This window comes from Nocardia cyriacigeorgica (assembly GCF_010858045.1).
Classification (GTDB): Bacteria; Actinomycetota; Actinomycetes; order Mycobacteriales; family Mycobacteriaceae; genus Nocardia; species Nocardia cyriacigeorgica_E.
In genome coordinates this window covers 1,522-15,576 of sequence record NZ_JAAGVC010000004.1, presented here as the reverse complement: position 1 = coordinate 15,576, position 14,055 = coordinate 1,522, and the positions used below count along the sequence as shown (strand labels likewise).

At 68.9% G+C, this 14,055-nt stretch carries 1 protein-coding gene (only partly in view); it reads right to left on the bottom strand.

Going from position 1 to position 14,055, the window contains the following annotated elements:
• Positions 1-14,055, bottom strand: partial view of a non-ribosomal peptide synthase/polyketide synthase gene (locus GV790_RS05405; protein ID WP_163811165.1) — the 5' end (the start) only. The gene continues 29,607 nt to the left of window position 1, outside the view; only the first 14,055 of its 43,662 coding nucleotides appear in the window; it begins with the start codon at positions 14,053-14,055; the stop codon falls past the left edge of the window.

Here is a 14,055-nt window from a genome sequence, read left to right as displayed (position 1 = left end):
GCCGACGGTGAGCTGGATGTCGAACTTCGCGGTGCCCGGATCGAACTCGACCACGTCCAGGTCGAGACCTGGCAGCGAGACGGTGCCCATATCGGCGGCCGAGGCGGCCTCGAAGGTCAGCGCGATCTGGAACAGCGGGTGATGGGCCTGGGAGCGAGCGGGGCTGATGACGTCGACCAGCCGCTCGAACGGCACATCGGCGTGCGCGAACGCTTCCAGGTCGGTGCGGCGCACCTGCTCGAGCAGTGCGTCGAAGGCCACGCCCGGCGTCACCTCGGTGCGCAGCACCAGGGTGTTGACGAACATGCCGACCAGATCGTCGAGCGCCTGCTCGCCGCGTCCGGCGATGGGAGTGCCGATGGCGATATCACTGCTGTTGGACAGTCGTGCCGCCCAGGTCGCCAGCGCCGCGTGCACCACCATGAACAGGGTGACGCCATTGGCGCGGGCCAGCTCCTCGAGCTCGCCGCGCAGTTCCGCGTCGATCGAGAAGGTATGCGTACCACCGGCATTGGTGGCGATTTCGGGCCGCGGCCGGTCGGCGGGCAGCTCGATCTGATCGGGCAGATCACGCAGCCGTTCGGTCCAGTACGCGATCTGGCGGGCGGCCACCGATTCCGGATCGGATTCCTCGCCGAGCACCTCGCGCTGCCACAGCGCGTAGTCGGCGTACTGCACCTCGAGCGGCGCCCAGCCGGGCAGCTCACCCCTGGCGCGTTCGGCATAGGCGGTGACCACATCCCGCAGCAGCGGGCGCAGCGAGAAACCGTCGGTGCTGATGTGGTGCATGACCAGCACCACCACATGAGTCTGCGGATCGAGGGCCAGCAGCGCGGCCCGGAACGGGATCGCGGTGGTGACATCGAAGAAGGTGCTCGCCAGCGCCACGATCCGGGCCGGGAGCTCCTCGGCGGTGACCGGCTCGGGGGTCAGCCGCACCCGCACCTCGTCGGCGGGCAGGACCCGCTGATAGCCGGTGCCCTCCACCTCGGGGTACACGGTGCGCAGCGCCTCGTGCCTGGCCAGCACATCGCCGATGGCGGCATCGAGCGCGGCGAGGTCGAGTTCGCCGGTGAGCCGGATGGCGACCGGGATGTTGTTGACGGCGGTCTGATTGTCGAAGCGGTTGAGGAACCACATCCGCTGCTGCGCCGGCGACAGCGGCACCAGCTCGCCGCGCTCGCGCGGCACCAGCGGCACCTGTCCGCCCGCACCGGCCGACGACTCCACCCGGGTGGCCAGCGCGGCCACCGTGGGCGCCTCGAACAGCACCCGCACCGGAATCTGGGTGTCCAGGGCAGCGCCGAGTCGCGCCGCCACCTGAGTGGCCACCAGTGAGTTACCGCCGAGGGCGAAGAAATCGTCGTCGAGGCCGACGCGTTCGACGCCGAGCACATCGGCGAAGGTGCCCGCCACGATCTCCTGCACCGGGGTCACCGGTGCGCGGAACGCGGTGGCCGCGAAGGTGGGTTCGGGCAGTGCCTTGCGGTCGAGCTTGCCGGAGGCGTTGAGCGGGAACGCATCGAGCACCACGTAGGCCGCCGGCACCATGTAGGCGGGCAGCTGCCTGCCGAGTTCGGCGCGCACCGCGTCGATATCGACCACGCGGTCCGGGTCGGCCACCACATAGGCGACCAGCTGATCGCCGGTGTGCTCGTCCGAACGCACCACGACCACGGCCTGGGCGATGGATTCCAGTGCGGTGAGCGCGTTCTCGATCTCGCCGAGTTCGATGCGCAGGCCGCGCATCTTCACCTGGAAGTCGGTGCGGCCGAGGTATTCCAGTTCACCGTCCGCGGTCCAGGCGACGAGATCGCCGGTGCGGTACATGCGCTCGCCCGCGGTGAAGGGATTGGCGATGAACCGGTCCATGGTGAGGTCCGGCCGGCCGACGTAGCCGTGCGCGAGCTGGGCGCCCGCCAGATACAGCTCACCCGGAACACCCGCCGGCACCGGCCGCAGCCGCGCGTCCAGCACGTAGACCTGGGTGTTGAACACCGGTGCGCCGATCGGCACCGAGGTGGTGTCGGCGTCGGTGACCTCGTGGAAGGTGACGTCGACCGCGGCCTCGGTGGGGCCGTACAGGTTGTGCAGCCGGGCGCCGGTGAGCTCGCGCAAGCGCTGCGCGGTGACCGCGGGCAGCGCCTCACCGGAGGCGAAGACGTTGCGCAGGCCCAGGTATTCGGCGGCCAGCGGTTCGGCCACGAACACCGACAGCATCGACGGCACGAAGTGCACCGTGGTGACCTGCTCGTCGGCCATCAGCTGGGCCAGGTAGGCCGGATCGCGATGCCCGTCGGGCTTGGCCACCACCAACCGCGCGCCGACCTGCAAGGGCCAGAAGAACTCCCACACCGACACGTCGAAGGTGGACGGCGTCTTCTGGATCACCACATCGTCGGCGGCCAGACCGTATTCGGCGTGCATCCACACCAGCCGGTTGACGATGGCCGCGTGGCTGACCGCGACACCCTTGGGGCGCCCGGTCGAACCGGAGGTGAAGATGACGTAGGCGGTATTGCCCGGACGCAGCGGACGATGCCGGTCGGCGTCGGTGAGCACTTCGCCGGAGAACGCCGAGAGATCCAGCTCATCGATGCGCACCTGCCGTGACAGCGTGGTGTCCAGATCGGAACCGGAGGTGAGCACGCACACCGGGCGCGCGGTCTCCAGGATGTAGTCGATGCGCTCGGCCGGATGATCCGGATCCAGCGGCACATACGCGCCACCGGCGACGCTGATCGCGTACATGCCGACGACCAGGTCGATGGAGCGCCGCATACCCAGCGCCACATACGATTCCGGGCCGACCCCGTTCTGCTTGAGCCAGCGCGCCAGCCGGTGCACCCTGGCGGCGAACTCGGCGTAGGTGAGACTTGTCCCCTCGAAGGTGACGGCGTACGCGTCCGGGGTGCGCGCGACCTGGGCCTCGAACAGCGAGACCAGGGTGGCGGCGGCATCGCCGACCGGCGAGGTCAGCGCGGCGTCGACCGGGAATTCGGTGTCGTTCCACCGATCCAGCACGCGGGTGCGTTCGATGGAGTCGAGCAGCTCGATATCGCCGACCGAGGTGCCGGGCGCGTCGGCCACGCCGCGCAGCACCCGCAGGAACCGCTCGGCGAAGGTCTTCGCGTAGCCGGAGTCGAAAAGGTCGGTGGCGTAGACGAGTTCGGCGTCCATCTCCGAATCCGCGCCGGGCACCTCGCTCAGCGTGAGCTGGAGATCGAACTTGGCCGTCGGCTGATCGATGCCGAGTTCGGTCACCGTGAGACCGGGCAGCTCCAGTGAGGTGCGGCCGAGGTTCTGGAACGACAGCATCACCTGGAACAGCGGATGCCGCGCCTGCGAACGCGCCGGGTTCAGCACCTCGACCAGACGTTCGAACGGCACGTCGGCGTGCGCGAAGGCCGCCAGATCGCGCTCACGCACCTGCGCGAGCAGTTCGCCGAACGGCTGCGCCGGATCGACCTCGGTGCGCAGCACCAGGGTGTTGACGAACATGCCGACCAGATCGTCGAGCGCCTGCTCACCACGGCCGGCCACCGGAATACCGATGGCGATGTCGTCGGTGCCGCTCAACCGCGCCAGCAGCGCCGCGAACGCGCCGTGCACCACCATGAACAGCGTGGTGCCGGTGCCGTGCGCGACCTGGTTCAGTTCCTCGATCAGCGCGCCAGGCACCCGGAAGCGGTGGGTGCCCGCGCCGTAGCTCGCGACGGCGGGGCGGGGGCGGCCGGCCAGGCGCAGCTCGTCGGGCAGCCCGGCCAGCGCGGTGCGCCAGTAGTCGAGCTGTTCGGAGATCAGCGAGGTCGGATCGTCCTCGGAGCCGAGCGCCTCGCGCTGCCACAGCGCGTAGTCGATGTACTGGACGGCCAGCGGCGGCCAGCCCGGCTCCACCGACGCCGTCCTGGCCACGTAGGCCGTCATCAGATCGCGCACCAGTGGACGCATGGAGAAGCCGTCGGCGGCGATGTGGTGCACCACCACGGCCAGCACGAAGTCCTGCTCGCCCAGCTGGAACAGCCGCAGCCGCACCGGCAGTTCGGTGGTGACGTCGTAGCCGCGGGAGGCGAATTCGTAGAGGGCGGAACCGATCTCGTCCTCGCCGAGCGCCACCACGTCCAGTTCGGGGATGGCCCGGGTCGAGGGCAGCACCCGCTGATAGGCAACGCCGTCGTGGGACGGGTAGATGGTGCGCAGCGACTCGTGGCGCACGATCACATCCGACACCGCGCCACGCAGCGCGTCCAGATCGAGCACGCCCTGCAACCGGACCGCGGCCGGGATGTTGTTGGCCGCGGAATCGGCGTCGAAGCGGTTGAGGAACCACATCCGCTGCTGAGCCAGCGACAGCGGCGGATGCTCCGGACGCACCTGCTCGGCGAGCGCCTGCCTGGCGCCACTGCCCGCATGCGATTCCATCCGCGCGGCGAGCGCACCCACGGTGGGTGCCTCGAACAGGGTGCGCACGCCCACCTGGGTGTCGAGTGCGGCGCTGAGCCGCGCCACCGCCTGGGTGGCGACCAGCGAGTTACCGCCGAGCTCGAAGAAGTCGTCGTCCACACCGACCCGGCCGACGCCGAGCAGATCGGCGAAGACCTCCGCCACGATCTCCTCGATCGGCGTCGAGGGCGCACGGAAGCTCTTGGCCTCGAACTTCGGCGCGGGCAATGCCTTGCGGTCCAGCTTGCCGCTGGCATTCACCGGGAAGGCGTCGAGCACCACGAGAGCGGCGGGGATCATGTAGCCGGGCAGGGTGGCCGCGAGGGCTGCCTTCACCGCGTCGGGATCGATGACGGCGTCGGCTTCGCGCACCACATAGCCCACCAGCTGATCGCCCGAATGCGCATCGGCGCGCACCACCACCACCGACTGCGCGATACCCGGGTGCGCCAGCAGCGCGGCCTCGATCTCGCCCAGTTCGATGCGCAGACCACGCAGCTTCACCTGGAAGTCGGTGCGGCCCAGGTACTCCAGCTCACCATCCGAAGTCCAGGTGACGAGGTCACCGCTGCGGTACATGCGCTCGCCGGGAGCGCCGTAGGGGTTGGCGACGAACCGGTCGGAGGTCAGGTCGGCGCGACCGAGATAGCCGAGTGCCAGCTGATCGCCCGCGAGATAGAGCTCTCCCGCGATACCGGGGGCGACCGGTCGCAGCCGGGCGTCGAGCACGAAGACCCGGGTGTTCCACACCGGGCGGCCGATCGGCACCGAGACGGTGTCGGCGTCGGTCGCCTCGTGATAGGTGACGTCGACGGCGGCCTCGGTGGGGCCGTACAGGTTGTGCAGCCGGGCGCCGGTCAGCTCACGCAAGCGCGCGGCCGTCGGTGCCGGCAGCGCCTCACCGGAGGCGAACACCTGCCGCAGTCGCGGTGCGGGAAGGGCCGCGGCGTCACCGTTCTCGCTGCCGAGGGTGGCCACGAACACCGACAGCATCGACGGCACGAAGTGCGCGGTGGTGATGCCCTGTTCGGCGATGATCCGGGCCAGGTACACCGGGTCGCGATGGCCGTCGGGCTTGGCGACGACCAGGCGGGCCCCGGTCTGCAAGGGCCAGAAGAACTCCCACACCGACACGTCGAAGGTCGCGGGGGTCTTCTGGAGCACGGCGTCGTCGGCGTCGATCGGGTACTCGTGCTGCATCCACAGCAGCCGGTTGACGATCGCGGCATGGCTGACCGCCACACCCTTGGGACGTCCGGTGGAGCCAGAGGTGAAGATGACGTAGGCGGTGCCCGCGCCCAGGATCGGCCGGATCCGCTCGGCATCGGTGATCGGGGCCGAGTCGAAGGCGGACAGGTCTAGCGCGTCCACCTCCAGCAGCGGCGCGGTCTCGGCGGTGAATTCGTCCCGCGTGGTGGTCAGGACGACCGCGGGCTGCGCGGTGGCCAGCACGTAATCGATGCGGTCGGCGGGCTGATCCGGGTCGATCGGGACGTATCCCGCGCCGGTCTCCAGCACCGCGTACATCGCGACGACCAGATCCACCGAACGCCGGATGGCCAGCGCCACCAGCGCATCCGCGCCCACGCCGTCGGCCAGCAGCCTGCGGGCCAGCCGATGCACTCGCCCGGCGAATTCGGCATAAGACAAGTTCGCGTAGCGATTCGATGAGGGGTGGTGGTCGGGCGACGGGTGGGCCTGCTCGTCTTCGAAGACCAGCGCCACCGCGTCCGGGGTCGCCGCGGCCTGCTGCTCGAACAGCGACACCAGCGTCGCCTCGGGCACCGGATGGGTGGTGTCGTTCCAGTCGGTGAGGACCTTGGCCCGCTCATCGGCCGCGAGCAGATCGATATCGCCGATGGCGACGGTCGGGTCGGCGGTGATCGCGGCCAGCACCCGGTCGAGGCGGTTGGCGAATTCGGCGACCGTGGCCTCGTCGAACAGATCCAGCGCGTAGGAGAACTCGGCCGACATACCGGCGGCCTCGCCCAGCTCGTCCTGGGTTTCCGAGAGCGTCAGCTGCAGATCGAACTTCGCCAGCCTGGCGTCGTAGTCGATGCCGTTGACCGACAGCCCGGGCAGCTCCAGGCTGGCCTGCCGGGTGTTCTGGAAGGTCAGCATCACCTGGAACAGCGGATGCCTGGCCTGCGAGCGAGCCGGGTTCAACACCTCGACCAGGCGCTCGAACGGCACGTCGGCGTGCGCGAAGGCATGCAGGTCGGTTTCGCGGGCGCGGGCCAGCAGCTCGTCGAAACCGGCGGCGCCGTCGACCTCGGTGCGCAGCACCAAGGTGTTGACGAACATGCCGATCAGATCGTCCAGCGCGGCTTCACCACGGCCGGCGACCGGGGTGCCGATGGCGATATCGCTGGTGCCCGACAGCCGTGCCAGCAGTACCGCCAGCGCCGAATGCATCACCATGAACAGTGAGGCATTGTGCCTGCGGCCCAGCTCCACCAGCGCACGCTGGGTGTGCCCGGAGATGACGAACGGATAGGTGCCACCGCGATAGGAAGCGACGGCCGGACGCGGCCGGTCCGAGGGCAGCACCAATTCATCCGGCAGGTCGGCGAGTTCACGCGACCAGTACCGGATCTGGTTGGAGATCAACGAGTTCGGATCGTCCTCGGAGCCGAGCACCTCGCGCTGCCAGAGCGCGTAATCGGCGTACTGCACCGGCAGCGCCGACCAGGCGGGAGCCTCCCATGAGGTGCGTGCGGCGTAGGCGACCATGACGTCGCGAGCCAGCGGCCCCATCGACCAGCCGTCGGCCGAGATGTGGTGCACCACCATGCCGAGCACATACTCGGTCTCGTTGATCTCGAACAGCCGCGCGTGCAACGGCACTTCGCTGGTGACGTCGAAGGCCATCGAGGCCAGCTCCACCAGATGGTCGATCAGGTTGTGCTCGGTGACCGGGATCGGGGTCAGGTCCGGCACGATCTGGGCGGCATCCAGTACCACCTGCACCGGGCCCGCGCTGGTCTCCGGGAACACGGTGCGCAACGACTCGTGCCGGTCGATCACGTCGATGACCGCGACCTGGAGCGCGGCGACGTCCAGATCGCCGGAGAGCCGGATGGCGACCGGAATGTTGTTGACCGCGGATTCGGTGTCGAAGCGGTTGAGGAACCACATGCGCTGCTGAGCCAGCGACAGCGGCACCTCCTCCGGCCGGTCCCGCGCCACCAGCGCCTTGCGGGCGCCGTCACCGGCGTGCGATTCCACCCGTGCGGCCAGCGCCGCGACGGTGGAGGCCTCGAACAGCATGCGCACCGGCACCCGGGTGTCGAGTGCGATGCCGAGCCGGGATGCGACCTGGGTCGCGATCAGCGAGTTGCCGCCGAGCTCGAAGAAGTCGTCGTCCACACCCACCCGGGTGATGCCGAGCACCTCACCGAAGATCTGCGCGACGATCTCCTCGATCGGCGTTGTCGGAGCACGGAATTCGCGCACCTCGAACACCGGCGCCGGCAGCGCCTTGCGATCCAGCTTGCCCGACGGGTTCAGCGGCAGCGCCTCGAGCACCACGATCGCCGAGGGCACCATGTACGACGGTAACGTGCGGTGCAGCGCGCCCTTGATGCTGTCGATATCGACCGGGCCCGCGTCGGTGACGACGTAGCCGACGAGCTGATCGCCTGCCACCGTGTCGAGCACGAGCACCACGGCCTGGTTGACGGCCGGATGATCCAGCAGCGCGGTCTCGATCTCACCGAGCTCGATGCGCTGACCACGGAACTTCACCTGGAAGTCGGTGCGGCCGATGTATTCCAGCACACCGGCCGTGCCGACCTCGGGGTCATGCGGTTCGACCCAGCGCACCAGGTCGCCGGTGCGGTAGAGCCGCGAACCGGGCGGGCCGAACGGGTCGGCGACGAAGCGTTCGGCGGTCAGGTCGGGGCGGCCGTGATAGCCGCGCGCGGTCTGGATGCCGCCGAGGTACAGCTCACCGGGGACGCCCACCGGCACCGGCGAGAGCCCCTCGTCGAGCACATAGGTGCGCGCGTTCCACACCGGGCGCCCGATCGGCACGCTGGCCGGGGCCACCTCGTTCAGATGCCAGGCGGTGGCATGCACGGTGAACTCGGTGGGGCCGTACAGGTTGTGCATCGCGGCCGTGGAGAACTGCCGGAAGGCGGTCACCGTCGCAGGCGGCAGCGCCTCACCGGCCACCAGCACCGCACGCAGTGAAGCGCATTCGGCCGAGTTGGCGGCACCGGCGAACACCGAGAGCATCGACGGCACGAACGAGGTCATGGTGACCCGGTGCCGTCCGATGATCTCCGAGAGGTACAGCGGATCGCGATGCCCGTCCGGCGCCGCGATCAGCATCCGGGCGCCGACGGCGAGCGTGCCGAACAGCTCCCACACCGAGACGTCGAAGGTCACCGGGGTCTTCTGCAGCACCACATCGGCCGGGTTCATCCGGTATTCGGCGGTGATCCAGGTGATCTGGTTGACCACCGAGGCATGGCTGACCGCCACACCCTTCGGACGGCCGGTGGAACCGGAGGTGTAGAGCACGTACGCGGTGTTCGACGGACGCAGCGGCGCCAGGCGATCAGCGTCGGTGACCGGCGCGTCGGAGTAACCGCTCAGATCCTCGGTGTCGAGGAAGATCACCGGCACCTCGCCGGCGCTGATGTTGTCGGCGACGGTGGTGAGCACACACACCGGTGCCGAGGATTCGAGCACGTATTCGGTGCGCTCGGCCGGGTGATCGGGATCGATCGGCACATAGCCGCCACCGGCGGTCATGGTCGCGTAGAGCGCGACGAGCATGTCCACCGAACGCCGGATGCCCACGGCGACCAGCGATTCCGGGCCGACGCCCGCGTCGATCAGCTTGCGGGCCAGGCGGTTGACCCGGCTCGCGAACTCGGCGTAGGTGAGCTCTTCGTCCAGGCCGTCGATGCGGCCCGCGGCGTCGAAGACGACGGCGAGCTCGTCCGGGCGCTGCCGCACCTGCTCGGCGAACAGCTCCAGCACGGTGGATGCCGGAATCTCATGGGTGGTGTCGTTCCAGCCCGAGAGCACGGTGGCGCGTTCGGCGTCGTCGAGGATCTCGATATCGCGCACCGCGGTATTCGGTTCGGCGACAACGGTTTCCAGCACCCGAAGGTAGCGGCGGGTGAATTCGTCGACGGTGGATTCGTCGAACAGATCGGTGGCGTAGGAGACCACCGCGGCCATGCCTGCGGGCGCGCCGTCGCCCGCACGCTCCTCGGTGACCGTCCATTGCAGGTCGAACTTGGCGATATCGACCTCGAGCTCGTCGGCGGTGACCGACAACCCGGGCAGCTCCAGCGTCGCGTGCGACATCTCCTGGAACGACAGCATCACCTGGAACAGCGGATGCCGCGCCTGCGAACGGGTCGGGTTGAGCACCTCGACCAGCCGCTCGAACGGCACATCGGTATTCGCGAACGCCGCCAGGTCGGTTTCCCTGGTGCGGGTGAGGAATTCGGTGAACTGCTCGCTGCCGTCGACCTCGGAACGCAACACCAGGGTGTTGACGAACATGCCGATCAGATCGTCGAGCGCCTGCTCACCGCGGCCCGCGACCGGCGTGCCGATGGCGATATCGGTGGTGCCGGACAATCGCGCGAGCAGCACCGCCAGCGAGGCGTGCATGACCATGAACAGGCTGACGCCCTGCGCGCGAGCCAGCGCGGACAGCCGCTGGTGCAGTTCGGCATCGATGGTGAAACCGACCCGGCCACCACGGAAGCTCTGCACCGCCGGCCGCGGCCGATCGGCGGGCAGATCCAGCTGATCGGGCAGCCCGGCCAGCGCGCGCTGCCAGTAGGCGATCTCGCGCGCGGCCATCGACTCCGGATCCGATTCCGAGCCGAGCAGTTCACGCTGCCAGATGCTGTAATCCTGGTACTGCACCGGCAGCGGCGCCCAGGACGGCTCCTCGCCCTCGGCGCGCGCCAGGTAGGCGGCCGCGACGTCGCGGGCCAGCGGGCCGAAGGAGAAACCGTCGGCGGCGATGTGATGCACCACGAACGCCACCGCGTATTCCGGGGTGCCGTTACCGCGGCCACCGGTGACCTCGTAGATCCGCACCCGGATCGGCAGCTCACGCGAGACGTCGAAACCGGTGGAGGCGAATCCGGCCAGCACACCGGGCAATTCGGATTCATCGATGGGCTCGACGGTGATGCCGAGATCGACCTGCTCGACCGGGATGACGAACTGATAGCCGCCGTCACCGGACTCCGGGAAGATGGTGCGCAGCGATTCCTGCCGCGCCACCACGTCCTCGAGCGCGGTCTGCAACGCCTCCACGTCCACCCGGCCGCGCAACCGCACCACGAACGGCAGGTTGTAGGTCGGCACGGTGGGGTCGAACTGGTTGATGAACCACATGCGCTGCTGCGCCAGCGACAGCGGAACCCGTTCGGGCAGGCGCTGCGCCACCAGTGGCGGCCGGGCACCCGCGGTGGCGGCCGAATGCTCCGCGCGCGCCGCGATTCCGGCGACCGTCGGCGTCTCGAACAGCGCACGCACCCCGAGCTGGGTGTCGAACGCCGCGCTGATCCGCGACACCACCTGGGTGGCGACCAGCGAGTTACCGCCGAGGTCGAAGAAGTTGTCGTCGATGCCGATCCGATCCTGGCTCAGCACATCGGCGAAGATGCCGGCCACCACCTGCTCGGCCTGGGTGCGCGGGGCCCGGAAACCGGAGGCGTCGGCGGCGAACACCGGCTCCGGCAAGGCCTTGCGGTCCAGCTTGCCGCTGGTGTTGAGCGGGAAGGCGTCCAGCACCATGATCGACGCTGGCACCATGTAGCTCGGCAGCTTCTCCGCGACGAACCGCGTCAGCTCCGCCGATTCCACCGTCTGCCCTGGCGCGGGCACCACATAGGCCACCAGCTGCTGACCGGTGGCGGTGTCGACCACCAGCACCACGGCCTGGCTGACGGCGCTGTGCGCGAGCAGATCGGTCTCGATCTCGCCGAGCTCGATGCGCTGACCACGGAACTTCACCTGGAAGTCGGTGCGGCCGATGTATTCCAGCACACCCGCCGCGTTCCAGCGCACCAAGTCGCCGGTGCGGTACATGCGCTCGCCGTTCGAGGACAGCGGGTTGGCGACGAAGCGGTCGGAGGTCAGATCCGGGCGGCCACGGTAGCCGCGCGCCAGCTGACGTCCACCCAGATACAGCTCGCCCGGCGCGCCGATCGGCGCGGGCCGCAGCCGCGAATCCAGAACGTAGACCTCGACATTCCACTCCGGGATACCGATCGGCACCGTCACGGTGTCGGCGGCCGTGGCCTCCCAGTAGGTCACCGAGACCGCGGCCTCGGTGGGGCCGTACAGGTTGTGCAGGCCGGCCGAGGTGATCGCGCGGAAAGCCGCCGCCGTCTCCGGCGGCAGCGCCTCACCGATGACGAACACCGCGCGCAGCGACTCCACCTGTGCGGGGGTGGCATGGGAGACGAAGACGGTGAGCATCGAGGGGACGAAGTCGGTGAACGTCACCCGGTGCGTGGCGATCATGTCCGCCACGTACAGCGGATCGCGATGGCCGTCGGGTGCGGCGATGACCAGCTTCGCGCCCACCATCAACGGCAGGAAGTAGCCCCACAGCGACACGTCGAAGGTGGTCGCGGTCTTCTGCAGGTACACGTCGTCGGCAGTGAGCTGGTACTCGTCGAGCATCCACAGCTGCTGGTTGACGATCGCGTGATGGGTCACCGCGACGCCCTTGGGGCGGCCGGTCGAACCCGAGGTGTAGATGACGTAGGCGGTGTTGTCCGGCCGCAGCGGGGCCCGGCGGTCGGCGTCGGTGATCGGCTCGGCCGAGTAGCCCGACACATCAAGGGTGTCGATCTCCACGCGCTGCACCGATTCGGGCAGCTCCAGCTCGTCACCGGAGATCGTCAGCACACAGACCGGTGCCGCGCTGTCGAGGATGTAGGCGGTGCGATCGCCCGGATGATCCGGATCGATCGGCACGTACGCGCCACCGGCCTTCAGCACCGCGTGCATGCCGATGACCAGCTCCAGCGAACGCCGCATACCCAGCGCGACCAGCGATTCCGGGCCGACACCGTCGGCGATCAGGAACCGGGCCAGCCGGTTGACCCGCTCGTCGAACTCGGCGTAGGTGAGGGTGGCGCCCTCGAAATCGAGCGCGATGTTGTCCGGGGTGCGCGGGATCTGCGCGTCCAGCAGTGCGGGCAGCGTGGTGGTCGGCACCTCGTGCGCCGAATCGTTCCACTCCACCAGCGATTCGGTGCGCTCGGCGGCCGTGGTGACCTCGAGCTGCCAGACCGCGGTCTCGGCGTCGGCGGCCAGGAACCGGTCGAAGAACTCCAGGAAGCGGCCGTGATGGCGGCGCGCCTCGTCCTCGGTGTAGAGGTTCGGGTTGGTCTCGAAGTCGATATGCGAACGGGTGCCCGCCACCGACTGATAGAAGTTGACGCCCAGATCCTCGATGCTGCCGGTGGACAGCACGCTGAGCTGGCCGACCATCGGGCCGAGCACCAGCTCGTCGTGGAACAGCATGATGTTGACCCACGGACCGAAGAACTCCGTGGTCACCACACCGTCGCCGGCCGAGTCACGGCGGATGTCCTCATGCCGGTAGCGCTGATGACGCAGCGCCCCCGACACCTCCACCTGCACCTGCCGCAGCAGTTCGGTGACCGAGGTGTCATAGCCGACGTGCAGCCGCAGCGGCACGATATTGGAGGCCACACCGCCGGAGCGGCGCATCGCCGCGGTAGTACGTGCGGTGACCGGCAGGCTGAGGATGACTTCCTCATTGCCGGTCAACTGGGCCAGGTACGCGGCGAAACCGGCGATCAGCATCGCGGCGGGCGACGAGTCGTGGCGGGCGACGGCCTCGGTGAGCAGCGAATCCTGCTCCTCCGACAGGGCGGCGCTGACGATCCCGTTCACCGGCGACGGCGGCGCCGAACGACCCGCCAGGCTCGACCCCTCCTCCAAGCCCGCTACCCGCTGAGCCCAGTGCTCCTTATCGGACTGGAAGCGCGTGCTGTCGCGGTAGGCGATCTCGGATTCGTAGAGGGTGCGCAGGTCGGCGGCCTTGCTCGGCGCGGGCTCGGCGCCGGTGACATAGGCGGTGTAGAGCTCGGCGATGCGCGTCATGAACGTCATCGCGCCGAAGCCGTCGAGGGCGATGTGATGGGCGCGCGAGTACCAGAACCAGCGGTGATCCTCGATCCGCAGCGCGGCCGCACGGATCAGGCGATCCTTGACGATGTCGAGCGGCTGGGAGTACTCCGCGCGCATCCACTCCTGGGCGGCGGCTTCGGGATCCTCGGCGTCGCGCAGATCCACGTATTCGAGGGTGGCGTCCAGCGACGGATCGACGGTCTGCAGCGGTTCACCATCGCGTTCGATGATCCGCAGGAAGCCCGAGCCCATCTCGAGAGCGGCATCGGCACTGGCCCGCTCGAGGGCCGCTACATCCAGGTCGCCGCGCAGATCGACATACTGCGCGATGTTGACCGGCACCTGAGGATCGACATGCTGGGCATACCAGATACCCAGCTGCGCCGGGGACAACGGAAAGAATTCATCCCGCTCACCACCAGTTTCGCCGTTTCCGCCGAAATCCAGCCGGTCCAA